We start from the raw sequence: 24,186 nt of genomic DNA on the forward strand, positions 1-24,186 counted from the left end.
TTTTTCATTAAAGCGTCATCGTGGCAATCGGCGCGGCAGCGTTAAAACGCTGCATCTCCGTCAACAGCCAATCGCGAAATACGGTAACACGCGGCAGCGTCTGTTTGCCGCCCGGCACTTCCAGCCAATAACCGTTTGCGCTGGCGAGCATCTGTGGCGATACCTGCACCAGCACGCCGTTGTTCAGTTCATTACGCACCATCGCACGATCCAGCACCGCATAACCCGCGCCCGTTACGCAGGCGTTAATCACCTGATCCTGAGTACTGAAGGCCAGCCCGTTATCTTCCAGCACCGGGGCTTCACCGCAAGCCTGACACCAGCGCGCCCAGTTATCCAGCCGGCTGTCGCCATTGAGAATGTGCAACTGCGGCATCAAATTGATATCCGGCCAGGCCCCATCCAGCATCAGCAGCGGACTGGCCACCAGCACCAGGGTTTCATGACACAGCCATTCCCCTTCTCCACCCGCCACCTGCGCCTCTTCCTGCGATCCAAAGCGGATAGCGCAGTCAAAGTCGCTGTATTTCTGGCGCGCTTCACTGATCAGCATGATTTGCAGATGGCGATGCTGTTGACGCAGCGTGACCAGCCGTGGCGCTAACCAGCGCGTGGCAAAAGTAGGCGCAACCTGCAAACGCAGGTGCTGGCGCGGGTTGTGCTGCTGTACGCCGCGCACGCCCTCTTCCAGCAAATCCAGCGACTGCCGTACCACCGGCAGCAGCTGGATCGCTTCTGGTGTAAGCAGTAAACCGCTATGGCTACGCACGAACAGATCTTTGCCGAGGAAGGTTTCCAGCTGACGCATCTGTCGACTGGCGGCGCTCTGCGTCATGAACAGCGCATCGGCGGCTTTGCTAAAGCTCAGGGTGCGACAGGTCTCTTCGAACAGCCGCAACATATTGAGAGAAGGTAACTTTCTCATCTCTGCCTCCGGCAGACATGGGTGAAATGTTGCGCCAATGTAACCACAGCCCTTTCAGCCAGGGAGAATCAAACGCCAATTTTATGAGAGCAATCACAGGAAATTGCGGAATAGGGGTATGACTTTTTCGCACTCGCCTGCACCCCGTTCAAATGCCACAGTAATTTCGCATCCAGATAACAATAAAATAACAATCATCTCTCCAACCCAGAAGGAAGGAACATGAATCAAACAACGCTGATGGATGATGTACCCTTAAATCGCTTTCACCTCAAAATCACCGGTTTGACCTTCGGCGCGCACCTTACCGACGGCTATATCCTCGGTTCTGTTGGCTTCGCGCTGACGCAAATGACGCCGCAGATGAACCTGTCGCCGTTCTGGCAGGGCATGATCGGCAGCTCCGCCTTAATCGGCCTGTTTCTTGGCAGCTTGATTCTTGGCTGGATCGCCGATTCCGTTGGCCGCCAGAAGATCTTCTGCTTCAGCTTTATTCTCATCACCCTCGCCTCCGGCATGCAGTTCTTTGCGCAGTCGGCGGAGCAGTTGTTCCTGCTGCGCGTGCTGATTGGCTTCGGCCTTGGCGGCGACTTCGCGGTCGGTCACACCATTCTGGCGGAATTCGCGCCGCGTAAGCATCGCGGCGTGCTACTTGGCGCCTTCAGCGTGTTGTGGACGGTTGGTTATGTGGCGGCGAGTTTTGCCGGACATCTGGCGCTCAACGCGCATGCCGACGGCTGGCGCTGGCTGCTTGCCTCTTCGGCGTTACCGGCGCTGGCGATTCTGCTACTGCGCATCGGCACGCCGGAATCGCCCCGCTGGCTGCTGCGACGTGGGCGAAGGGAAGAAGCGCTGGCGATTGTCGCGCGTCTGTTTGGCCCGAATGTGACCTTGCCTGAAGAGCGCCAGCACGCGCCCGATGGTGGCCTGAGCGCGCTGTTCAGCCCGCGCTATCGCCGCCGCACCGCCTTTAACTGCTTGTTCTTTGTCTGTCTGGTGATCCCGTACTTCGCCATCTACACCTTCCTGCCGGCGATTCTGCGTCAGATGGGTTTGGATCAGGGCTTCGCTACCGATTTGCTGTTGAGCGGCCTGTTATTGGTCGGCGCGGTGTTGGGCATTGTGCTTACCGCCATGTGTTCACGTCGCGGCTTCCTGATTGGCTCGTTCATCTTCCTCGCCGCCTGCTTGTTGCTGCTGAGTCTGCTGCACAACAGCGCGGGCGTCTGGCTAATTGTGCTGTTCGCGGCTTTCACCCTGGTGATGTCGGCAGTGAGCAACCTGGTTGGCGTGTTCCCCGCCGAAAGTTTCCCAACCGATGTGCGCTCACGCGGCGTGGGTTTCGCCACCTCAATGAGCCGCCTTGGATCGGCGGTCGGCACGCTGTTGCTGCCGCCGGCGATCGTGAATTACGGCATCGGCGGCACCATGGCGTTACTGGCCGCGATTCTGGTGCTGGGCGCGTTGGTTTCCATCGCCTGGGCACCAGAAACCAAAGGATTGACGCTAACCGACGCGTCACAAGACACACCGCCGGCTGACAAGTCGCTCAGCCCGCACGCTTCAACTTCAACGCAACAGCTGTAACGGGAGGCAATGATGGAAATGTATATCGGTGAAGGTTTTGCAGGCGACGGCGTAAATGCCTCGCACATCAATATCATGATTGGACCGCGTGACGGCGTGGTGGGACAGGCGTTCTCCACCAGCCTGGCGACACCGTCGCAAGGGCACTGTCCATTTATGGTGGTGATTAAACCCAATGTGCCGGCCAAACCCATGACCTTGTATGTAAATAAAGCCGCAATTGATGGCGAACTGCACGGCAACGCCACCTGGGGCGCTTCGCAGGCGGCGATTGCCAAAGCGGTCACCGAGGCGCTGCTGAAAGGTACGCTGCCCGCCGAAGCCGAAGATGAGTGGTGCATCGTCACGGCCAACTGGGTGAATCCAGGCTGTACTGATTTGGATGAGGTGTTCGCCAATAACTATCGCGCCTGCACGGTGGCCATTGAGGCGGCAATGGAAAAATTACCGGGGCGCCAGCAGTTGCAGCAGGCGCTGCCGCAGTTGGGCAATCCGTTCTATACCCCGAAGTAACAGGAGTTGCAGCATGGAATACATCAATCTCGGCCACAGCGGTTTACGCGTATCCCGTCTTTGTCTCGGCACCATGAACATGGGCAGCAAGAGCTGGAAACCGTGGATTTTTGATGAAGCGCAGAGTGAGCCGATCATTCGTCACGCGCTGGAGAACGGCATTAACTTTATCGATCTGGCTGATTTCTACTCCAGCGGAGCCGGTGAAGAGGTGGTGGGCCGCGTGCTGAAGCGCGTGGCACAACGCGACGAACTGGTGCTGACCACCAAAGTCGGTTATCCGCTTGGCGGCGGGCACAATAATCAGGGCCATTCGCGTAAGCACATCCTCGACAGCATCGACGGCAGTTTGCGTCGCCTCGGCACCGATTATGTCGATATGTATATGCTGCACTATTTCGATGTGAATACGCCGATCGAAGAGACGTGGGAAACGATGAACAGCATCGTGCGCAGCGGCAAAGCGCGCTATGTCGGCGTTTCCACCATGTATTGCTGGCAGCTGGCGAAAATTTTGTGGTGCTGCGAGCGCAACGGTTTCGTTAAGCCTATCAACATGCAGTTGCAGCTTAACTGCGCCTATCGCGAAGAGGAGCGTGAAATGCTGCCGTTCTGCCGCGATCAGGGTTTGGGCGTCTCGGTGTTCAGTCCGTTAGCGCGCGGGTTGCTGAGCGGCGATGTGCAGTCGGTGCGTAACCAAACCGACTTCTTTACCCGCGAAATGTATGGCGATGAAGCCTCATTGCAGATCGCCGAATCGGTGGGTCGCGTGGCGGCGGCGCGTGGACTTTCCAGCGCGCAGATCGCGCAAGCCTGGGTGCTGTCCCATCCAGGCGTGGATGCGATGCTGGTCGGGGCCGACAGCGTAGCGCAGCTGGATAGTGCCATTGCCGCATTGGATACGCCGCTGGATAGCGAAGAGCGTTTCGAGCTGGAACGCAATTACACGCCCTGCGATGTGATTAACGACTATACCGCCGGCAAACGCATTACCCGCCATAGTCGCGCGGCACGCACGGTGTTCGCCGATCAGATTCAACCTGCGAGGAATATTGCATGACAACTTCACTGCTACGGACCGGCTGGTACTGCAATGGACAATGGCTGGAGAGCGAGCACACCTATGAGGTGAATAATCCAGCCGATGATAGCGTGGTGGCGCACGTTGCTCACGTGGGTGAAGCCGAAACCACCCGTGCGATTGATGCGGCTACTGCTGCGCTGCCCGCCTGGCGCGCCCTGACCGCCAAAGCACGCGCGGTGATTTTACAGCGCTGGTATCAATTGATCGTAGAAAACCAGGAAGCGTTGGCGCAACTGGTGGTGCAGGAACAGGGTAAAGTGCTGGCCGAAGCGCGTGGCGAAGTGCTGTACGCCGCCAGCTTTATTGAATGGTTCGCCGAAGAAGGCAAGCGCGCCAACGGCAAAACCATTCCGTCCACCAAAACGGGCAATCTGATACTGACCCTTAAACAGCCGGTGGGTGTGGTTGCCGCCATCACGCCGTGGAATTTTCCGCTGGCAATGTTGACGCGCAAACTGGGCCCCGCGCTGGCGGCAGGTTGTACCGCCATCGTCAAACCCGCCAATGAAACGCCGCTGTCGGCTTTTGCCTTGCTGGTGCTGGCGGAGCAAGCAGGTGTGCCGCCGGGCGTGTTGAATGCCGTCAGTGGCGCCACCGTGGAGATTGGTCATACGCTGACGCACGACGATCGCGTGCGCAAAATCTCCTTCACCGGTTCAACGGCGGTGGGGAAATTGTTGATGCGCGATGCCGCCAGCTCGGTGAAAAAGCTGTCGCTGGAATTAGGCGGCAACGCGCCCTTTATCGTGTTCGACGATGCGGATATTGATGCAGCAGTAGAAAGCGCAATGGCGGCAAAATACCGTAACAGCGGGCAAACCTGTATTTGCGTGAATCGCTTTTACGTGCAGGACGGCGTTTACGATCGTTTCGTCAATAAACTGGCCGATGCGGCGCGGGCATTGAAAGTGGCACCGGGTTTGACGCCAGGCGCGCAGCAAGGACCGCTGATCCATCGGCGCGCCATGGAGAAAGTTGAAACCCATGTTAAGGATGCGATGCAGCATGGTGCACGTTTGCTGTGCGGCGGTGAGCGTCATGCGCTGGGTGGCAGTTTCTATCAGCCCACGGTGCTCGCCGATGCCAATGAGCAGATGCTGCTGGCGCATGAGGAAACGTTCGGCCCGGTAGCCGCCTGCTTCCGCTTCACCACTGAAGATGAGGTGATCGCGCGCGCTAACGCCACGCCATATGGATTGGCGGCTTATCTGTGGACGCGTGATTTAGCCCGCGCGCTGCGCGTCACGCCACAGCTTGAAAGCGGCATGGTGGGCGTGAACGAAGGGATTATTTCCACCGAAGTGGCACCGTTTGGCGGCGTGAAGGCGTCAGGTTTGGGACGTGAAGGTGCGGATGTGGGGTTGGAGGAATATCTGGAAACGCAGTATGTCAATATTGGGCAGATTGGGGTATAGCAGAATTTTCTGCTTTCTCGGGCAAGGTTGAGGGAATGACGCCCGATCGCAAAGGATAACCGCATCCATGCTGATCGGCCTCGCCATCCATGGCTCGGACGCTTTGCTCTTCGGGCGTCACTCCCTCACCCATCAAGCAGAGGTGCGGCTGTTGAAATGCCGCACCTGACGGGCATAAAGGCGTGAATGCCGGGTCCGGAGTAAAGCGTCCGCCGCAGGGATGCGGCGGCCGAGGCTACAGGGATGTATTTACGCCGTCTTTACGCAGCGACCCGGTATTTTCGCCTGATCAGCACCGAAATCTCACCAGCCTTAAACAATCCCCTGGCTGCGCAGGTAATCTTCATAGTTTCCGGTGAAGTCGATAATACGATCGGCTTTCATCTCCATCACGCGGGTAGCCAGCGAGCTGACAAATTCACGGTCGTGCGAGACGAAAATCAGGGTGCCTTCGTACATCTCCAGCGCCATGTTGAGCGACTCGATCGATTCCATATCAAGGTGGTTAGTCGGTTCATCCATGATCAGGATGTTCGGCTTCTGCATCATCAGCTTGCCAAACAGCATGCGGCCCTTCTCACCACCCGACAGCACTTTGGCTGGCTTGTTGATCTCGTCGTGACCAAACAGCAGGCGGCCAAGAATACTGCGCACCGCTTGTTCGTCATCGCCTTCCTGCTTCCACTGGCTCATCCAGTCGAATACCGTTAGATCTTCAGCAAAGTCTTCCGCGTGATCCTGGCCGTAATAACCAATGCGCGCATTTTCGGACCATTTCACCGTGCCGCTATCCGGCGTATGTTCACCGATCAGCGTTTTCAGCAGCGTGGTTTTACCGATACCGTTGGCACCGAGGATCGCCAATTTCTCGCCGACTTCTAACATCAGGTTGAGTTTATTAAACAGCGGACCGTTATCAAAACCTTTGGTCAGCGCTTCAACTTCCAGCGCATTACGGAACAGTTTCTTATCCTGGTCAAAACGGATAAACGGGTTTTGACGGCTGGAGGCTTTAACTTCTTCCAGCTTAATTTTATCAATCTGCTTGGCACGCGAAGTCGCCTGACGTGATTTAGAGGCGTTGGCGCTAAAACGGCTGACGAACGATTGCAGATCGGCAATTTGCGCTTTCTTCTTGGCGTTATCCGATAATAAACGTTCGCGTGATTGAGTAGCCGCGGTCATATATTCGTCATAATTACCTGGATAAACGCGCAGTTCGCCGTAATCCAGATCCGCCATATGCGTACACACCATATTCAGGAAGTGACGGTCATGCGAAATGATGATCATGGTGCTGTTACGTTCGTTGAGCACTTGCTCCAACCAACGAATGGTATCGATATCCAGGTTGTTGGTCGGTTCATCGAGCAACAAAATATCCGGATTAGCAAATAATGCCTGCGCTAAAAGCACACGCAATTTCCAGCCCGGCGCAATTTCGCTCATCGGACCGTAGTGCTGCTCCACCGGAATGCCAACGCCCAGTAATAATTCACCGGCACGTGATTCCGAACTGTAACCGTCCATCTCGCCGTATTCGACTTCAAGGTCGGCGACTTTATAGCCTTCCTCTTCGCTCATTTCCGGTAAAGCATATATACGGTCACGCTCTTGCTTCACAGCCCACAATTCATTGTGGCCCATGATCACGGTGTCCAGCACACTATATTGCTCAAAGGCGAATTGGTCCTGACGTAACTTACCGATACGCTCATTGGGGTCGAGGGAAACATTTCCACCCGTCGGCACCAGGTCGCCGCCCAGTATTTTCATAAAGGTAGATTTACCGCTGCCGTTCGCACCGATTAAACCGTAACGATTACCGCCGCCAAATTTAACGGAGATATTTTCGAACAGCGGCTTACTGCCGAACTGCATGGTGATATTGCTGGAAACTAACACGGCATTGACCTTTGTTACGCAGTGGAGGAAAAAACAGCGGGCATTATGCCAGAAGCGGGCACCCGGACGCCACCTCTGCGCCAGAGGCAAACGTTGCTATGGGCTAAAGGTGTTGTTGCTCATACAGAAATAAAAATAACAAAAAAGCCGGGGGCATTTGCCCCCGGCTCCCACTTACAAGGATTGTGCGGATTATTTGATCAGGAAAGTATCGAGGCTTTTACCAGAATCCAGCGCTTTTTTAATCGCAGCTGGGGTACGGCCCTGACCGGTCCATGATTTTACTTCGCCGTTTTCATCGGTGTAAGAATATTTTGCTGGACGTGGTGCACGCTTAGCGCGCTTTTTACCAACTTCCAGAGCACCCAGTAATTCGTTCGGGTCAATACCGTCAGCCAGCAGCATTTCGCGATATTTAGACAGCTTCTCTTCTTTTTCGCGGTTCTGCGCTTCTTCAGCGTTTACTTCGTCACGACGTTCAGTCACAACAACAGTTAATTTCTCCAGAATTTCTTCCAGATCGGTCAATGGCAGTTCACGAGCCTGCGCACGTAATGTGCGAATGTTGTTCAGAACTTTAAATGCGTCACTCATCACAATGTCCTTGCTTAAGGGGTTTAAATAAACTGTAGTGGCAAGATTACCTAATTCAAATAAAAAAATAAATTAATTTTATTGCCCGGATTAATCTGAACTTGCTTACCTAATTCTTACATTGCGTTTTAAAACGGCAAGGGTTGCTTTAATTAACCCTGAATTAACAACCAGAGTTGTTCCTTATGGCGGAACTGGAATCGATTTCAGACCAATATTCTCAGGTAATAAACAATCATTTAGCGGCTATTGCGCGTTGCAGCATTAGTGAGCACAAAGGTAAGCAAGGATTAATGGTGTAACGAAAAACCTATTTTCAATGTGGCGTAATATATTGATGGGGGATGAGAGAAGTATCTCATTTTTTTCATATCGTACCGATAAAAAAGCCGGCGGTTAACCGGCTACTAAGTGAAATTAATGCACTTATGTCGCGGGACCAAACACAGAATAGTCCGGCAGGTTGACATTTTGATAAGCTTCCCAGCCACCACCCAGCGCTTTATATAACGCCACTAAATCGAGCGCACTTTGCATGCGCGCCTGCGTCGATTGTGCTTTGGCTTGTGCCAGTTGTCGCTGCGCATCTAATACATCGAGGAACGTAGAAATACCCTGACGATAACTGTCGCTGGCTAAATCAAATGCGCGTTGCAGTGCGCCGGTGGTTTCATCCAGTGCAATAACCTGCTGCTGATCGGCGCGATAACTCACCAGCGCATTCTCCACATCCTGCAGCGCGGTTAATACCGTTTGCCGATAATCAAGCGCCGCGCTGGCTTGCTGCGCGCGCGCCAGTTTCACGCTGGAAACTAAACGGCCACCTTGAAATATAGGAATCGATAGCGACGGCCCAACACTAAAGAAGTGGCTGCTCCAGTCATCCAGATAGCTGGCATCGGTATTTCGTACACCCAGTTGCCCGGTGAGCGACAAGCTGGGGAACAGGTCAGCAATCGATACGCCAATGTTCGCGGTTTCCGCATGCAGCGTGGCTTCAGCTTGACGAATATCCGGACGTCGCCGCGCCAGCGTGGACGGAATGCCCACCGGCACCAATTTCGGCAAATCGGGCAGCGGCTTGATGTTCATCAGTTCATTATCCAGCGCGCCCGGCGTTTTACCCAACAGCACCGCCAAACCGTTCATCGCCTGCTGCTGCTGCGCCTGATATTGCGGCATCTGCGCATTCAGTGAGGCCAACTGCGCGCGGGCGTTTTCCACATCGGTGGTGGGCGCTAGGCCATTTTGCTGCTGGCTTTTGGTCAGCTCCCAGGTTTGCTGCGCCACCTCAATCTGCTGTTGCAAGGTCGCCAGCACCGCCTGCGAACCGCGCAGTTGCAGATAGGCACGCGCGACTTCAGCTTCCAGCGACACCAACGCATCGTTGCGCTGCTCGATAGCCGCCTGCTGCTGCGCATCTGCGGCTTCCATTTGGCGGCGCACTTTGCCCCACAGATCCAGTTCCCAGCTGGCGTCAAAGCTGCCCTGATACAACGTAACGGAATGATCTAAGCCGTTAAGCTGGCTGGCGACATCGCTATCAACCTGGTCATAAACGCCGTTGGATTTCAGCAAACCCATTAAACCCAATTGCTGGCGTGTGACTTTTGCCGAGCCGTTAAGCGACGGGAATAAGCCACCGCGTGCCTGCGCCAGCTGCTCGCGCGCACCGGCAATACGCAGTACCGATTGTTGCAGCGTTAAGTTGCCGGCAATGGCGCGCTCAATCAGGCTATCAAGTTGGGGATCGTTAAAGCTTTTCCACCACAGCGGATTGGTCGCCGCCGCCAGCGGCTTAGATGCTTGCTGTGAAGGCAAATCGTGGTAACCGCCCGGCGTGTGCGCCTGCGGCGGCTGATAATCCGGTCCTACCGCGCATCCGGCCAGCAACAGTGATAGCGCCAGCAACGTCAGTGACGGCTGAGATCGTGAAATCATTTTCATTTTAATGTGCTCCTGCACCGCCTTCGCTCTTAATTGGCGAAAGCAACCAACAGAATGGAATCAATAGCAGCGCCACAATACTCAGGCCCATAAAGACGTCGATGTACGCCAGAATACGCGCCTGAGCGATCATCTCCTGATAGAGCTGCCCGCTCGCCAGCACCAGTGGATCGCCCACGGCGGTGGTGAAATTACGGATCGAATCAGCCCAGTGTTGGAGCGTGAGATTGTAAGGCTCATTGAGCGGCGACATGTTGTGCACCATGCTGGCCGAACGCGTCTGCATACGTTCGGTAATGCCCGCCGTCGACAGCGAAATGCCGATCGAGCCCGCGACGTTACGGAACATGGTGAACAATGCTGAGGCATCGGCGTTTAATCGCTGCGGCACGGTGATGAACGCAATGGTGGTCAGCGGCACAAACAGGAAACCAAGGCCGATCGACTGCGCGCTCCGCATCATCACCAGCGTGGTGAAATCGACGTTAGGCGTTAACGTGGTGGAATAAAAGAACGCGCTGGCAAGGCAGGTGAAGCCGAACGCAATGATGTAGCGCGTTTGCACGATCGGCATCAGCTTCAGCACGATGGGTATCGTCAGCACAATCAATATCGCGCCGGGCGACAGCACCAGCCCCGACCAGGTTGCGGTGTAACCGAGATCCTGCTGCGCCAGCTGGGGAAGCACCACTGAGCTGCCATAGAGAATCATCGCCATGCCCGCCATCAGCAAGCCCGCCACCCAGAAGTTGCGGTCTTTCATTACGGTGAGATCGACCACCGGTTTACGGGCATACAGCAGCCAATAAATGGCGCCGATAATGCCGATCACCGCCAGCATGGCGAACAGGCGAATAAAGTGCGAGGCAAACCAATCTTCATCTTCGCCACGATCGAGGAACACCTGCAAGCAGCCCAGCCCCAGCGTGATCAGGCTGATGCCGATGTAATCGATTTTCAGGCGGCCTTTATCCCACTTGCGTTCCCACGGTGGATCTTCCAGCAATTGATAAATCGCCATCACCGTCAAAATACCAACCGGGATATTAATGAAGAACACCCAGCGCCAGCTGTAGTTATCGGTGATCCAACCGCCGAGCGTGGGACCAATTACCGGTGCGACGATAATCGCAATCGACGACAGGCCAAAAGCTTTGCCACGATCTTCCGCTTTGAAGTAATCGAGCAGCACCGATTGTTGCACCGGCTGCAATCCGCCGCCAAAAAAGCCCTGCAGCACGCGGAACAGAATGATCTGCCACAGTTCCGTGGCGATACCGCACAGGAAGGAACAGATGGTGAACATCACGATGCAGATCAGGAAGAATTGCTTGCGGCCAAATAGGCGGCTGAAGAACGCCGAGATCGGCAATACGATGCCGTTGGCGACCAGATAAGAGGTTAAAACCCAGGTCGATTCGTCGTAACTGGAGGAGAGCGAACCGGCAATGTGCGGCAGCGCGACGTTGACGATGGTGGTGTCGAGGATCTCCATAAACACCGCCAGCGTCACCGTAATAGCGACCAGCCACGGATTGCTGGCCGGACGCCAGCTTTCGCTCGCACTCATTCCACTGTAACCTTCGGCTCAACCGACAAGCCCAGCGGCAGCGGATGATTGGGATCTAACCCTTTATCGATGACAATTTTCACCGGCACGCGCTGCACGATTTTCACGTAGTTGCCGGTGGCGTTTTCCGCCGGGAAGGTGGAGAAGCGTGAACCGGATCCCATCTGCACGCTATCCACGTGCCCTTCCAGCTCCATATCCGGCCAGGCATCAACGCTAATTTCCACTTTGTCGCCCGGCTTCATACGCGCCAGCTGCGACTCTTTGAAGTTGGCATTAATCCAGATTTCAGGCGAAACCAGCGAGAACAGCGCGCTGCCGGCCTGCACCAGCGTGCCGAGATGCACGTTACGCTTGGTGACAAAGCCATCGTATGGCGCGCGAACCTGGGTATAAGAGAGATTCAATTCGGCGGTGTTGAGCTGCGCCTGCGCCTGCTCAACCTGCTGCTCACGCGCTTCAACATTGGTTTCCTGCTGCCGGATTTGCAGCTTCACCTGAGAAGCCACTTCAACCTGCGCTTTAGCGCTTTGCAGTTGCGCTTCAGCCGAACGCAGCTGCGCGGCGGCAGTATCAATATTGCGCTGAGATGTGGCACGCGGATCAACACCGCGCTGGCGACGATAATCAGCCTGCGCATTAAGTAAATTTGCCTGCGCTTTAGCCTGATCGGCGAGTGCCTGATCGCGCTGCGCCGGATACTGCACGCGAGACAAAGCTAACTGCGCCTGCGCCTGATGCAGCTGCGCCTGTGCCAGACCAAGCTGGGCTTTGGCCTGATCGCGCTGCGCTTCACTGTCGCGTGCATCGATCTCCACCAGCAAATCGCCCTGCTTCACGCGCTGGTTATCGCGCACCAGCAGCTTGACCACGTAACCGGCCGCTTTCGGCGCGATAGTCACCGCGTTGCCTTCGGTAAAGGCATCATCCGTGCTTTCAATATTGCGTGTGGTGAGCCAGAACCATAATCCCACCACGATCATGATCACCACCACAATGGCGAGAAAAATCAGTGGCTTCTTTCCGGGACGTTTACGTTCTGGTTCATTGTTATCTTGATGGGTATTCGAGGTGTTTTGCGGATCCTGCTGATCGCGTTCAGACGGTTGATTCTTGTTTTCCATAATTTTTCATCGTAGGCGGTTGTCCCGATTGCCGGGCAAAAACGGTCAACATAACCTTAGATGGGAAATTGACAAATGCCAATGCAACTTTACACAAGCCGACATTGGCGTCGCGCTAACGGATCAGGTGTAACAGCAGCCATCCGCCCAACATCGACCAGGCTAACATCGGGATGGAAAACAAGTGGAAACGCCACCAAACGCGCGCATCCTGCGCCATACGCAAGGCGATCAGGTTGGCGAGCGATCCTGGCAATAAGCCAAATCCACCGATATTTACCGCCCACGCCAGCACGTCGGACGGTGGCACTTTCTGCAAAAGCAGAATGGTGGCGGGCACGTTACTGATGAATTGCGACAGGCCTATGGCCAGCAGATAAAGTCCGCCCTCACCGATTTGGCCAATAGCGGCAAAATGCGGCTGCAACCAGGACAAATGCATCAACAGGAAGACATCGATAAACATCGCCACGAACACCAGCAGCAAACTCCAGTCGATGCTGATTAACACGCTGCGCGCCATGATCAGGAAACAGGCCGCCACCAGCAGCAACGCCCAGCCGGTCATTTTCAGCTCGAGCGCCACGACAAACACGATGTACAGCAGCACGCTAATCGTGAACAGCGGCTTGTACCATGTTTGGCTTTCGGTTTGTTCATGTTTCTGGATTACGCGCGCCGGGAAACTCCACCACGTCAACGCCATCAGCGTGAGCATTAAAAATGCCGCCAGCGGCGCCATTTGCGCAATGAAACCGGGTACGCTGAGTGTGCCGTGACTCCACAATAGAATGTTTTGCGGGTTACCGACCGGCGTCAGTAAGGAACCTGCATTCACCGCCAGCGCTTCGAAAATGATCAGACGGGAAATCGGCAAGCGCGAGAATTTGCGCAACGTCAGCGTCAGTGGCACCAGAATAAACAGCGCAACATCGTTGGTGAGAAAAGTAGAGAGCAACGCGGCGGCGCAAACCATGAACAGCGCCAGCGTGCGTTCATGTTGAAAGCGTTGGATCAAGCGCGCGCCTAGCACATCAAAATAGCCGCTGTTTTCTAATCCTTTGGTCAACATCAATAGGCCGGTAAGCGTCATGATGGTGTGCCAGTCTACAGCGGCAGGCAGTTGCGACCAGCGGAATTTCGCCAGCGGCAACATAATCACACCTAAAAGCAACAACAAATGCAAAATACGATCGCGCATTAAGGAACGAAGCAGATTGGGCATGATGGTGGAAGGCCTTGTAGTTAGCGACTCTCGTAGAATTTCTGGAACACGGCCAGGGTTTCATCACTGACGTGATGCTCCAGGCCTTCTGAATCACGGCGCGCGGTTTCCGGGCTAACACCCAGCGCCAATAGGAAGGTTTCAACAATATGGTGGCGAACGCGGCTCGCTTCCGCCAGCTTCTCACCTTCAGCAGTGAGGAACACCCCGCGATACGGCACTTGCTCGACTAAACCGGTGGTACCCAAACGCTTCAGCATTTTCGCCACGGTTGGCTGGGAAACGCCCAAACGTGCGGCCATATCCACCTGACGCGCTTCGCCAAATTCACGAATCAAATCAGAGATTAATTCTACATAGTCATCGATCAGCTCACGACGATGCGCCTCACGCACCTGACGAAATCCTTCGACATGCTCCTCTATCTCTTTTAGCGGGCCCTGGGGCATGTTGGTGGCGATTTTTGCACGACGACTCATCTAACTTCCTCTTTATTATCTGCCGCACTTTACCTGCGGTGCGGGCTGGCTGCGCTCATTGTAAACCAGGCACAAATAAGCACAAATTTTTCCTAAATAGTGTTGGCTAAAGAGTATAGCCAGTGCTATCTTTGTCGATAATGTAAGCGAATAGCTTATAAAGGCTACAAAGATATTGTCGTCATTCACTCGGGAGGTGAACATGACTACCATGAAAAACTGCCTCGACTGTGGCAAATGTTTCCAGACTGAACAGAGCAAACCGGCTTTTGAGCTGAAATCGCTGCTTTGCCTGTTTACCCGCTCGCCGTTTGCGCTGCGTTTGATGCTGATTGAAAAGCTCACCGGCAAACAGCTGGTTGAACGTCCGTGCCCAAACCTGATCTGGCGCGGTTAACGTTCCCGACTTCCAATAAAACCCGCTCACGTAGCGGGTTTTGTGTTTCTGGTAGTCGGTAAACCGTATATTGCGCCCATAAAAAAACGGCCCCGAAGGACCGTTTATTGTGCAACTGGTCTAAGCAAGAACTTAGAAGCTGTAACCTACGCCAGCAATCCAGGTGCCAACATCGACGTTGCGGATACGGCTCTGCTCGTAACCTACGTCAACTGCGATGTTCTCGATTGGGTTGAACTGCATACCCGCACCGTAAGAGAAACCGTAGTCGCTTGAATCAGACTTAGAACGTACTGCGGTATCATTCTGCTGGAATTTGCCGTAGCCCACACCAACAACACCGTAGATGCTTGCCCAGTCGTTCAGACGGTAAGCCGGACCACCGGTGATGCCGTAGTACTGGCCTTTGTTATAAACGCCAGCATCAGTACGATCTTTCTCGGTATAGGTGAAAGAACCGATCCAACCCAGTGGGTTAGAACCGTCTTCGTAACGATATTTCAGGTTGAAGCCGTTTGCTTTATTAGCAACGCCTTGATAATCGCTCTGAGCGTAACCACCGGTAACGGTGCTTTGTGCCATGGCAGAACCTGCAGAAACTGCAAGTACACAAGCCAATGCTGAAAGACATGCAATTTTTTTCATAACCACCTCAAATGTGAATATACTTCTCTCCTGACAACGCTATAAATATAACAAAAAACAGCAAGAAACTCTGCCCGCATTTTGTTGTCTAACAGATTGTTTGGTGTAACAGAAAGTTAATGAAGTTTCCTATGTCATTCATTTTACTTATAAAAAGCATCATATTCCTGCAACATAAATTCCGATCACAAAAAATGCCTTTAAGTAAATTCCTAAACTAACCTGACGTTTCTTTACGGAAATGGCTCTAAATCTGGCCAATTTCTGACCTGTTAGCGCTTTTTAATTCCCCGATTCACGTCTCCTTATTTGCTGAAGATTCCTTTACACTGAGCGCTTGTTACCCTGCTGTTAATAAATAAAGGACTGGATTACAGGATGTCTGCGCCTCAAACGACCAAAAATATGGCCCCAGTGTTGTTCCCTGTTGCTGTGCTGCTGATTGCCATGCTCTCACTGCAAGGCGGCGCTTCTCTGGCAAAATCACTGTTTTCCACCGTTGGCGCGCCCGGCATTACCGCGCTGCGTCTTGGTCTTGGCACGCTGATTCTCTGCATCATCTTCAAACCCTGGCGTTTGCGCTTTACGCGCGAGCAGCGCAAGCCGCTGCTGATGTACGGTTTAGCGCTCGGCTGCATGAACTATCTCTTCTATTTAGCGATTCGCACCGTGCCGCTGGGCGTTGCCGTCGGATTGGAGTTTTTGGGTCCGCTGACTTTGGCGTTGATCGGCGCGCGTCGTCCACTTGATTTTCTTTGGGTGCTGCTGGCGGTAGTGGGTTTGTGGTTCCTGTTGCCAATCGGTGAAGGGATGAGTCACATCGATCCGCTCGGTGCGCTGTTGGCGGTAGGCGCGGGTGCCTGCTGGGCGGTCTATATTCTTGCAGGTCAGCGGGCGGGGGCGGAACATGGCCCGGCAACGGTGGCGATGGGTTCGCTGATTGCCTCGGTGATTTTTGTGCCGCTCGGCCTGGCATTCGCCGCGCCGGGCATCTGGCATTGGGAAGTGTTGCCGTTAGCGCTGCTGATCGCCCTGCTCTCCAGCGCCATTCCCTATTCTTTAGAGATGATGGCGCTGACGCGACTGCCGGCGCGCATTTTCGGCACCTTAATGAGTCTGGAACCGGCGATGGCGGCGCTTTCAGGCATGTTATTCCTCGGCGAACTGTTAACGCTGCAACAGTGGATGGCGCTGCTGGCGATCATTGTCGCTTCGGCAGGTTCAACGCTGACCATGAAACAAAAAAGCGCAAAAATAAGCGAAGTGGATATTACTCATACGCAATAAATATTCACTCGTTAGCCTGCTTCGCCGCAGGCTAAATATAGAAGCATTCTCATTTTCATTTTTAAAGTGGCGTTAGGATTTCTCCGTTATTATTTTGCAACACGATTAATAAATAATTAACACATTCCACAACCTTCTGTTTTACATCAACTAATACTTAAACTGTACAATCCCTGAGCAACATTAAGGTTTATCTATTCCTGTCATTGGTTTGATCAATCCTGCAGATTAAAAAACTGCTGCTATACTTATTTCCGTGCTTGATTAGGACAACCATCAATAAGAGGACATTAATGATGAGTACCGCAAAACTGGTTAAAACTAAATCGTCTGATCTGATTTACACCCGTAATGACGTCGCTGACAGCGATAAAAAAGCGACCATCGAGGTGCTCAACCGTCTGGTAGTGGAGTTTATTGACCTGTCGCTGATCACCAAGCAGGCGCACTGGAACATGCGTGGCGCCAACTTTATTGGCGTACATGAGATGCTGGATGGTTTCCGTACCGCCATTACCGATCACCAGGACACTATCGCTGAACGTGTAGTTCAGTTAGGCGGCGTGGCGCTGGGTACCACTCAGATCGTTAACGATAAAACACCACTTAAAAGCTATCCGTTGAACATTCATAGCGTGCAGGATCACCTGAAAGCGCTGGCCGATCGCTATGCGATTGTGGCGAATGACACGCGTAAAGCTATCACTGAAGTCAGCGATGAAGATACCGCTGATATCTTCACTGCGGCATCGCGCGATCTGGATAAATTCCTGTGGTTTATCGAATCGAATATTGAATAAATTTCAGTGTTATAACGAAGGCGGGTTATCCCGCCTTTTTTTACGTCTGTAACATTGTGGTGCTTTTTTTGACGTCGTTAACAATTCCTTAATCCCTTCTTTCGCTCTCCCCGCCCTTGGTGCACACTGTGTCTGCACCACAACAGCACCATGCACCAAAATGAAGCACCAATAAGGTGCAAAACTTTTCTTCTGCGCAAAATCGTGTCAGCAAGTGCTTAAAACTACTGATTTCGAGCAAATTGAAAAGTTGGCATAATTTTTTCATATGATAGGCCGTACATCGGGCCACCAGGCCTGAGGGGTAATAAGGAAAAAAATGATGAAGTCATTGATTAAAGTCTCCGTGGCCGCGTTAGCGCTGGCCTTCTCGCTTTCTTCCACCGCAGCAGACAAAAAACTGATCGTCGCGACCGACACCGCATTCGTTCCCTTCGAGTTCAAACAAGGCGATAAATACGTCGGTTTTGATATCGATCTGTGGGATGCCATCGCGAAAGAACTGAAACTCGATTACGCCTTCAAGCCAATGGATTTCAGCGGCATCATCCCTGCGCTGCAAACCAAAAACATTGACCTGGCGCTGGCGGGTATCACCATCACCGAAGAACGTAAAAAAGCCATTGAGTTCTCTGACGGCTACTACAAAAGCGGCCTGCTGGTGATGGTGCGCGAGAACGAAAAAGACGTGAAGAGCATCGACGATCTGAACGGCAAAGTGGTAGCGGTGAAGAGCGGTACCGGTTCGGTGGATTACGCGAAAGCGCACATCAAATCGAAAGATCTGCGTCAATTCCCGAACATCGATAACGCTTACATGGAGTTAGGCACTAATCGTGCTGACGCTGTGCTGCACGATACCCCGAACATCCTGTACTTCATCAACACCGCCGGTAAAGGCCGCTTCAAAGCGGTTGGCGAGTCGATTGAAGCACAGCAGTATGGCATCGCGTTCCCGAAAGGCAGCGACGATCTGCGTGAAAAAGTGAACGGCGCACTGAAAACCCTGCGCGACAACGGCACTTACAACACCATCTATAAAAAATGGTTCGGTACTGAACCAAAATAATTGCGGCTTAAGCCGATTTTTCCAGCAGGGAGCTTAACACTCCCTGCTTTTTACATTTCCACGCAACAGATTTTGGAGTCACACCATGGAGTTTGACTGGAGCGTCATTTGGCCTGCCCTGCCGATTTTAATCGACGGTGCCAAAATGACCCTGCTGATCTCGGTCCTCGGCCTGGTCGGCGGTTTAATTATCGGTTTAGTCGCCGGTTTTGCCCGCGCCTACGGCGGCTGGATCACCAACAACATCGCCTTAGTGTTTATCGAACTGATTCGCGGTACGCCAATCGTAGTTCAGGTGATGTTTATCTACTTCGCCCTGCCGATGGCTTTTCCGGATCTGCGTATCGATCCGTTTAGCGCGGCGGTGGTCACTATCATGATTAACTCCGGCGCCTACATCGCAGAAATCACGCGCGGTGCGGTGCTGTCGATCAACAAAGGCTTCCGTGAAGCGGGTCTGGCGCTGGGTCTGTCGCGCCGCGAAACCCTGCGTTACGTGATCATGCCGCTGGCATTGCGCCGTATGCTGCCACCGCTGGGTAACCAGTGGATTGTCAGCATCAAAGATACGTCGCTGTTTATCGTAATTGGCGTGGCCGAACTGACGCGTCAGGGTCAGGAGATCATTGCCGGTAACTTCCGCGCGCTGGAGATCTGGAGCGCCGTTGCCATTATCTATTTGGTTATTACGTTGGTGTTGAGCTTTGTGCTGCGCCGTATTGAGAAAAGGATGAAAATTCTGTGATTGAATTTAAAAACGTCTCGAAGAATTTCGGCCAGACTCAGGTTCTGCACGACATCAACCTGAAGATTAATCAAGGCGAAGTGGTGGTGATTATTGGGCCGTCTGGTTCCGGTAAATCCACGCTGCTGCGCTGCATCAACAAGCTGGAAGAGATCACCACCGGCGACCTGATTGTCGATGGCATGAAGGTTAATGATCCGAAAGTGGATGAGCGCCTGATTCGTCAGGAAGCGGGCATGGTGTTTCAGCAGTTCCATCTGTTCCCACAGATGAGCGCGCTGGATAACGTCGCCTTTGGCCCGATTCGCGTACGCGGTGCGAAGAAAGAGGAAGCGCATAAACTGGCGCGTGAGCTACTGGGTAAAGTTGGCCTCGCCGAGCGTGCACACCACTTCCCGTCTGAGCTTTCTGGCGGTCAGCAACAGCGCGTGGCGATTGCCCGTGCGCTGGCAGTGAAGCCGAAGATGATGTTGTTTGATGAGCCAACCTCAGCGCTGGATCCCGAGCTGCGTCACGAAGTATTGAAAGTGATGCAGGATCTGGCGGAAGAAGGCATGACGATGGTCATCGTGACGCACGAAGTCGGATTCGCTCAGAAAGTGGCTTCGCGTCTGATCTTTATCGATAAAGGCACCATTGCAGAAGATGGCAACCCGGACGATTTGATCACCAACCCGCCAAGCGATCGTCTGCGCGAATTCCTGCAGCACGTCTCCTAATCCGTAGGGTCGCCATTCATGGCGACCTTCTTCTTACCCGCACCCACGCAATTTTCCTTTCAGAATCCTAACCTTCCATCACTGACTATACTTCTCTCTTGTGCCGCTGCGCGAAGCTAAAGGAGGAAAGCGATGTCGTCTGCCAGCCCACCATGGCGTTTAGCCGTGTGGTTACTCTTCAGTTTGTTCACCCTGTTTCTCATTGCCCCGGCGCAGGCGGTTAACCTGCCGCAGGCAGTCGTTGCAGCTCAGCAGTCACAAACCCCGGCAACGAATAGCACAACCGAAAGCAAACCCAGCTTAGACGAGAAAAAAGCCGCTTACGCCGCGCTGGCAAATATTCTGGATAACAACGCTTCGCGCCAGGAGCTGATCGATCAGTTACGTCAGGCCGCAAACAGTCAATCCACCAGCGAACCGCCGGTGCTGGCACCGCCGCTGGCCAATGAAGAAGATCCCACGGTGCTGGAAAGCGTCACCAGCGTAATGCGTGAATATGGCGGTGCGGTAGCCGCGCAGTTTGTCCAACTGCATTACAACATCACCAATGCGCCGCACAAAGCCTTTAACCAACAAACCTTCCTCAACGCGCTGAAATACTTTGCCGCCCTCGCCGCCTCGGTGTTTGCGTTTTACTGGCTGACACGCCGTATGATGTGGCCGGTCTGGCGACGTATGGGACGCTGGGGACGCGATCAAAATCTTGAGGGCACTAAGTGGCTACACCTGCCCGCTGCCATCTTAATGGCCTTTGTACTCGATATTGTGCTGCTGGCGCTGACGCTGTTTGTCGGGCAGATCATCAGCGACAACTATCACAACAACAACCGCACCATCGCCTATCAGCAAGGTTTGTTCCTTAACGCCTTTGCGCTGATTGAATTCTTTAAAGCGGTGCTGCGGCTGATTTTCTGCCCGCGCTTCCCCACGCTGCGTTTCTTCCACTTAACCGATGCGCGCGCCAGATACTGGAACACGCGTTTGAGCTGGCTGAGCGGCATCATCGGTTACGGTTTACTGGTGGTGGTGCCGATTGTCTCCAATCAGGTCAACATTCAGGTAGCCGCGTTGGTCAATATGCTGATCATGGGGATCATGACCGGCTGGGCGCTGTGGCTGATTTTCCGCAACAAAAGCAACATTCATCAGGAGTTGTCGCGTCTCGCCGATCGCAGCATGAGCTTCTTTGCGCTGTTCATCCGCGCCTTCGGCATGGTGTGGCATTGGCTGGCCAGCGCCTACTTTATCGCGCTGTTCCTGTTCTCGATCTTCAATCCCGGCGACAGCCTGAAGTTTATGATGTCCGCCACGGTCCGCAGCCTGGCGATCGTGGTTATTGCCGCGCTGATTTCCGGCATGCTAACGCGCTGGATTGGCAAAACCGTCACGCTGTCGCCTGATATGCGCCGCAACTATCCCGAGCTGCAAAAGCGCGTCAACGATTGGGTAAAAGCGCTGCTGAAACTGGCGCGCGTGGTCACGGTATTTGCCACGCTGTTGCTGCTGCTCAACGCCTGGAATCTGTTTGATCTCTGGCACTGGCTCACTCTCGGTACCGGACAGAAAATGGTGGATATCCTGATTCGTATCGTGATGATTGTGCTGCTGTCGGCAATCGGCTGGACGCTGCTGGCGAGTTTAATCGAAAGCCGCCTCGCCTCTGATTCGCACGGCCGCCCAATGCCGAGCGCACGCACCCGCACGCTGCTGACACTGTTCCGTAACGCGCTGGCGGTGGTGATCAGCACCATCACCATTATGATTTTGCTGTCGGAAGTCGGTGTGAATATCGCGCCGCTGCTGGCCGGTGCCGGTGCGCTTGGTCTGGCGGTGTCGTTCGGTTCGCAAACGCTGGTGAAGGACATCATCACCGGCATCTTTATCCAGTTTGAGAACGGCATGAACACCGGTGATTTAGTCACCATTGGCCCAATCACCGGCACGGTGGAGCGTATGTCGATTCGTTCGGTGGGCGTGCGTCAGGATACCGGCGCGTATCACATTATTCCGTGGTCATCGATCACCACCTTCGCCAACTTTGTGCGCGGCATCGGCTCGTTCGTGGCGAACTACGACGTAGATCGCAGTGAAGATACCGAACGCGTCAACCAAACGCTGCAGGGCGCGGTGAAAGAGCTGCTGGAGAACCCGGAGATTCGCGGCATGGTGATTGGCGAGCCGAGTTTTGCCGGATTAGTGGGATTAACCAACCAATCCTTTACCGTGCGCGTGTCATTCACCACCCAGCCGCTGAAGCAGTGGACGGTACGTTTTGCGCTGGATGATAAGGTGAAGAAGCATTTTGATGCGGCCGGCATTAAAGCGCCACATCAAACGGTAGAAGTGATGCAAACCGGCAGCGATATTGCCTCCGCTGCCAGCTTACCGGCGTTGCCACCGGCGCAATAAGCTTAGCGTTTCAGCCGCTTGGCGCGTGTAGCTGGCGGCTGGAACGTCCAGGCGATAAAGCGGCTCTGCTTCTGCCCTTGCGCCATTTCGAGGATGCGCACTTCGTAGGCATCAAGATCGCGCAGCTGGTCGCGCAGCGCCGGTAAATTCTCTTTGCGCGAGACCAGCGAGGTGAACCAAATAATGTGGTCGGAGTGCGCCACGCTTTCAGCGATCATCTGGCCGACGAACTTGCGCTCGCCACCGTCACACCACAATTCATTATGATGACCACCAAAATTGAGCGGCGCGTTTTTGCCCAGGCCGAGGTTACGCGTTTTACGCTGACCCACGCTGGCCGCCTCTTCCGCAGAAGCGTGGAACGGCGGATTGCACAGCACCGCGTGATAACGCTCATTCTTATGCACCACGCCAGCGAAAATCGCCGAGGTATCCTTTTGCCGACGCAGACGCACGGCGCGCTGCAAGCCCGGATTACTCGCCACAATCTGTCCGGCAACGGTAATCGCTTCGGCAGTGATATCGGTGCCGGTGAAGCGCCAGCCATATTCGGCGTTGCCAATCAGCGGATAGATGCAGTTCGCGCCGCAGCCGATATCCATCACATCCAGATCGCGCGGCACCACGCCGCCGTTGTCGCTTGCCAGCAGATCGGCCAGCGCGTGCACATAATCTGCACGGCCCGGCACCGGCGGCGTCAGATAACCTGCGGGTAGCTGCCAGTTGAGGTTATAGAACAACTTCAGCAGCGCCTGATTGAGCAGCATCACCGCTTCAGGATCGGCGAAATCCACCGACAACTCGCCGTAGCCGTTGGGACGCACTTTCACCGCCAGCGGCGGATGGGCTGCGGTCAAAGCAGCAAAATCATAACGGCCTTGATGGCGGTTACGCGGATGGAAAGGTGACGTAGCGGCTGGCTTGTTCATAGTTTCTCCGGAAAATAGCGCGGGCGTAAGATACTCTGACTAGCGGCATCGCACAATGCGCTTAATCGAATTCACCGTATTAGATGAGATTAGTGCACCACACTCAGGTTCTCTTATAAGGATGGTTATGACTCGTCAGCGTTACTCTTATCAGCCCCGCGCGGGACACGGTTTGCCGCACGACCCTTTGAACGCGATCGTCGGTCCACGCCCCATTGGTTGGGTCAGCTCGCAAAGCGCCCGCGGCGTACGCAATTTAGCGCCCTATAGCTTCTTTAACTGCTTCAACTATCATCCGCCGATTATCGGTTTCGCCAGCAGTGGCTGGAAAGACAGCGTGCAGAATATCTCCGAGACCAAAGAGTTTGTCTGGAATCTGGCGACGCGTCCGCTAGCCGAGGCGATGAATGAGAGCTCCGCATCGGTGCCGTCTGAACAGGATGAGTTTGCGCTGGCAGGATTAACGCCGCTTGCCGCATCACACGTTAATGTCAGCATGGTGGCGGAAAGCCCGGTGAATTTTGAGTGTAAGTTGACGCAGCTGATTCAACTGCAGGATGCGCAAGGCAACCCAATTGATAGCTGGCTGGTGATGGGCGAAGCGGTCGCCATTCATATTGATGAATCACTGTTGGAAGAAGGGATCTATCAAACCGCCAAAGCGCAGCCAATCCTGCGTGCCGGTGGCCCGTCGGCCTATTACGGCATCAGCGAAGAACTGCGCTTTGATTTGGTGCGCCCGGACGCGCGCCGCTGATCGTCGGCCAGCTCGCCATGAATGGCGCCCTACGACCGGATTTTGTAGGGTCGCCATTCAT

The 24,186-nt window shown here is 54.1% G+C and carries 22 protein-coding genes; 12 read left to right on the forward strand and 10 right to left on the reverse strand.

Translation table 11 applies throughout. The annotated features are described in order from the left end of the window. Positions 1-7 precede the first annotated feature (7 nt). Positions 8-925: a LysR substrate-binding domain-containing protein gene (locus PanJK_RS03950; RefSeq protein ID WP_265297205.1), complete on the reverse strand. Its 918-nt coding sequence runs from the start codon at positions 923-925 to the stop codon at positions 8-10. A 222-nt stretch (positions 926-1,147) separates the two neighbouring features. Between PanJK_RS03950 and PanJK_RS03955 the strand changes: the two genes are divergently transcribed. Genes PanJK_RS03955 through PanJK_RS03970 form a run of 4 tightly spaced genes read left to right on the forward strand, consistent with a single transcriptional unit; the run spans position 1,148 to position 5,524 of the window. Further along, on the forward strand, positions 1,148-2,512 hold the full coding sequence (locus tag PanJK_RS03955) for an MFS transporter (protein ID WP_265297206.1): 1,365 nt from the start codon (positions 1,148-1,150) through the stop codon (positions 2,510-2,512). A 12-nt stretch (positions 2,513-2,524) separates the two neighbouring features. After that, on the forward strand, positions 2,525-3,025 hold the full coding sequence (fae, locus tag PanJK_RS03960) for a formaldehyde-activating enzyme (RefSeq protein WP_256698385.1): 501 nt from the start codon (positions 2,525-2,527) through the stop codon (positions 3,023-3,025). 13 nt (positions 3,026-3,038) lie between these two features. Then, a complete protein-coding gene (locus PanJK_RS03965) occupies positions 3,039-4,085 on the forward strand; it encodes an aldo/keto reductase (protein ID WP_154153143.1) in 1,047 nt (348 codons plus the stop codon). Beyond that, complete coding sequence (locus PanJK_RS03970; RefSeq protein ID WP_265297207.1) at positions 4,082-5,524, forward strand: NAD-dependent succinate-semialdehyde dehydrogenase; 1,443 nt, start codon at positions 4,082-4,084, stop codon at positions 5,522-5,524. Before PanJK_RS03965 ends, PanJK_RS03970 begins: the two co-directional genes overlap by 4 nt. A gap of 312 nt (positions 5,525-5,836) precedes the next feature. On the opposite strand, the gene PanJK_RS03975 is transcribed toward PanJK_RS03970, so the two are convergent. From PanJK_RS03975 to mntR, 7 genes are all read right to left on the reverse strand, one after another. Beyond that, positions 5,837-7,429 carry an ABC-F family ATPase gene (locus PanJK_RS03975; RefSeq protein ID WP_179451434.1) on the reverse strand — a complete coding sequence of 531 codons (1,593 nt, stop codon included), beginning with the start codon at positions 7,427-7,429 and terminating at the stop codon, positions 5,837-5,839. 192 nt (positions 7,430-7,621) lie between these two features. Next, positions 7,622-8,023 (reverse strand): H-NS family nucleoid-associated regulatory protein, encoded by a 402-nt coding sequence (locus tag PanJK_RS03980; protein WP_008102525.1) that lies wholly within the window; start codon positions 8,021-8,023, stop codon positions 7,622-7,624. A gap of 426 nt (positions 8,024-8,449) precedes the next feature. Further along, positions 8,450-9,970 carry an efflux transporter outer membrane subunit gene (locus tag PanJK_RS03985; RefSeq protein WP_265297210.1) on the reverse strand — a complete coding sequence of 507 codons (1,521 nt, stop codon included), beginning with the start codon at positions 9,968-9,970 and terminating at the stop codon, positions 8,450-8,452. 1 nt (position 9,971) lies between these two features. Then, positions 9,972-11,540, reverse strand: a complete 1,569-nt coding sequence (locus PanJK_RS03990; RefSeq protein ID WP_154153149.1) for a DHA2 family efflux MFS transporter permease subunit — start codon at positions 11,538-11,540, stop codon at positions 9,972-9,974. Beyond that, positions 11,537-12,664: an HlyD family secretion protein gene (locus tag PanJK_RS03995; protein WP_256696035.1), complete on the reverse strand. Its 1,128-nt coding sequence runs from the start codon at positions 12,662-12,664 to the stop codon at positions 11,537-11,539. Before PanJK_RS03995 ends, PanJK_RS03990 begins: the two co-directional genes overlap by 4 nt. Positions 12,665-12,779: 115 nt before the next feature. Next, positions 12,780-13,889, reverse strand: coding sequence for an SLC13 family permease (locus PanJK_RS04000; protein ID WP_265297241.1), 1,110 nt, complete (start codon positions 13,887-13,889; stop codon positions 12,780-12,782). 20 nt (positions 13,890-13,909) lie between these two features. Beyond that, entirely contained in the window at positions 13,910-14,368 is a 459-nt protein-coding gene (gene mntR / locus PanJK_RS04005; RefSeq protein WP_008102536.1) for a manganese-binding transcriptional regulator MntR, read from the reverse strand. A gap of 202 nt (positions 14,369-14,570) precedes the next feature. Here mntR and PanJK_RS04010 point away from each other — a divergent pair, with 202 nt between their 5' ends. Further along, entirely contained in the window at positions 14,571-14,765 is a 195-nt protein-coding gene (locus PanJK_RS04010; protein WP_097094437.1) for a hypothetical protein, read from the forward strand. Between the two features lie 132 nt (positions 14,766-14,897). Here PanJK_RS04010 and ompX read toward each other — a convergent pair whose 3' ends face one another. Next, on the reverse strand, positions 14,898-15,410 hold the full coding sequence (ompX, locus tag PanJK_RS04015) for an outer membrane protein OmpX (protein WP_008102541.1): 513 nt from the start codon (positions 15,408-15,410) through the stop codon (positions 14,898-14,900). Between the two features lie 378 nt (positions 15,411-15,788). Here ompX and rhtA point away from each other — a divergent pair, with 378 nt between their 5' ends. From rhtA to ybiO, 6 genes are all read left to right on the forward strand, one after another. Next, on the forward strand, positions 15,789-16,697 hold the full coding sequence (gene rhtA / locus PanJK_RS04020) for a threonine/homoserine exporter RhtA (RefSeq protein WP_265297246.1): 909 nt from the start codon (positions 15,789-15,791) through the stop codon (positions 16,695-16,697). A 296-nt stretch (positions 16,698-16,993) separates the two neighbouring features. Then, positions 16,994-17,497 carry a DNA starvation/stationary phase protection protein Dps gene (dps, locus tag PanJK_RS04025; RefSeq protein ID WP_036620516.1) on the forward strand — a complete coding sequence of 168 codons (504 nt, stop codon included), beginning with the start codon at positions 16,994-16,996 and terminating at the stop codon, positions 17,495-17,497. 322 nt (positions 17,498-17,819) lie between these two features. After that, entirely contained in the window at positions 17,820-18,566 is a 747-nt protein-coding gene (gene glnH / locus PanJK_RS04030) for a glutamine ABC transporter substrate-binding protein GlnH (RefSeq protein WP_036647919.1), read from the forward strand. Between the two features lie 85 nt (positions 18,567-18,651). Next, positions 18,652-19,311 (forward strand): glutamine ABC transporter permease GlnP, encoded by a 660-nt coding sequence (gene glnP, locus PanJK_RS04035; RefSeq protein WP_256696029.1) that lies wholly within the window; start codon positions 18,652-18,654, stop codon positions 19,309-19,311. Beyond that, on the forward strand, positions 19,308-20,030 hold the full coding sequence (gene glnQ / locus PanJK_RS04040; protein ID WP_061723607.1) for a glutamine ABC transporter ATP-binding protein GlnQ: 723 nt from the start codon (positions 19,308-19,310) through the stop codon (positions 20,028-20,030). The genes glnP and glnQ overlap by 4 nt, the downstream gene beginning before the upstream one ends. A gap of 132 nt (positions 20,031-20,162) precedes the next feature. Next, positions 20,163-22,439, forward strand: a complete 2,277-nt coding sequence (gene ybiO, locus PanJK_RS04045; RefSeq protein ID WP_265297254.1) for a mechanosensitive channel protein — start codon at positions 20,163-20,165, stop codon at positions 22,437-22,439. A gap of 2 nt (positions 22,440-22,441) precedes the next feature. Here ybiO and rlmF read toward each other — a convergent pair whose 3' ends face one another. Continuing rightward, positions 22,442-23,368, reverse strand: coding sequence for a 23S rRNA (adenine(1618)-N(6))-methyltransferase RlmF (rlmF, locus tag PanJK_RS04050; protein WP_265297256.1), 927 nt, complete (start codon positions 23,366-23,368; stop codon positions 22,442-22,444). 127 nt (positions 23,369-23,495) lie between these two features. Here rlmF and PanJK_RS04055 point away from each other — a divergent pair, with 127 nt between their 5' ends. Then, a complete protein-coding gene (locus PanJK_RS04055; protein WP_265297258.1) occupies positions 23,496-24,125 on the forward strand; it encodes a flavin reductase family protein in 630 nt (209 codons plus the stop codon). Positions 24,126-24,186 lie beyond the last annotated feature (61 nt).

Source organism: Pantoea sp. JK, from assembly GCF_026130245.1.
GTDB lineage: Bacteria > Pseudomonadota > Gammaproteobacteria > Enterobacterales > Enterobacteriaceae > Pantoea > Pantoea trifolii.

Coding starts and splice junctions, on each gene's coding strand:
- dps (WP_036620516.1), top strand. CDS start 16,994: ATGAGTACCGCAAAACTGGTTAAAACTAAATCGTCTGATCTGATTTAC.
- PanJK_RS03980 (WP_008102525.1), bottom strand. CDS start 8,023: ATGAGTGACGCATTTAAAGTTCTGAACAACATTCGCACATTACGTGCG.
- PanJK_RS04010 (WP_097094437.1), top strand. CDS start 14,571: ATGACTACCATGAAAAACTGCCTCGACTGTGGCAAATGTTTCCAGACT.
- ompX (WP_008102541.1), bottom strand. CDS start 15,410: ATGAAAAAAATTGCATGTCTTTCAGCATTGGCTTGTGTACTTGCAGTT.
- ybiO (WP_265297254.1), top strand. CDS start 20,163: ATGTCGTCTGCCAGCCCACCATGGCGTTTAGCCGTGTGGTTACTCTTC.
- PanJK_RS04000 (WP_265297241.1), bottom strand. CDS start 13,889: ATGCCCAATCTGCTTCGTTCCTTAATGCGCGATCGTATTTTGCATTTG.
- glnP (WP_256696029.1), top strand. CDS start 18,652: ATGGAGTTTGACTGGAGCGTCATTTGGCCTGCCCTGCCGATTTTAATC.
- PanJK_RS03985 (WP_265297210.1), bottom strand. CDS start 9,970: ATGAAAATGATTTCACGATCTCAGCCGTCACTGACGTTGCTGGCGCTA.
- glnH (WP_036647919.1), top strand. CDS start 17,820: ATGAAGTCATTGATTAAAGTCTCCGTGGCCGCGTTAGCGCTGGCCTTC.
- mntR (WP_008102536.1), bottom strand. CDS start 14,368: ATGAGTCGTCGTGCAAAAATCGCCACCAACATGCCCCAGGGCCCGCTA.
- PanJK_RS03955 (WP_265297206.1), top strand. CDS start 1,148: ATGAATCAAACAACGCTGATGGATGATGTACCCTTAAATCGCTTTCAC.
- PanJK_RS03950 (WP_265297205.1), bottom strand. CDS start 925: ATGAGAAAGTTACCTTCTCTCAATATGTTGCGGCTGTTCGAAGAGACC.
- PanJK_RS04055 (WP_265297258.1), top strand. CDS start 23,496: ATGACTCGTCAGCGTTACTCTTATCAGCCCCGCGCGGGACACGGTTTG.
- rhtA (WP_265297246.1), top strand. CDS start 15,789: ATGTCTGCGCCTCAAACGACCAAAAATATGGCCCCAGTGTTGTTCCCT.
- fae (WP_256698385.1), top strand. CDS start 2,525: ATGGAAATGTATATCGGTGAAGGTTTTGCAGGCGACGGCGTAAATGCC.
- PanJK_RS03995 (WP_256696035.1), bottom strand. CDS start 12,664: ATGGAAAACAAGAATCAACCGTCTGAACGCGATCAGCAGGATCCGCAA.
- PanJK_RS03965 (WP_154153143.1), top strand. CDS start 3,039: ATGGAATACATCAATCTCGGCCACAGCGGTTTACGCGTATCCCGTCTT.
- rlmF (WP_265297256.1), bottom strand. CDS start 23,368: ATGAACAAGCCAGCCGCTACGTCACCTTTCCATCCGCGTAACCGCCAT.
- PanJK_RS03970 (WP_265297207.1), top strand. CDS start 4,082: ATGACAACTTCACTGCTACGGACCGGCTGGTACTGCAATGGACAATGG.
- PanJK_RS03990 (WP_154153149.1), bottom strand. CDS start 11,540: ATGAGTGCGAGCGAAAGCTGGCGTCCGGCCAGCAATCCGTGGCTGGTC.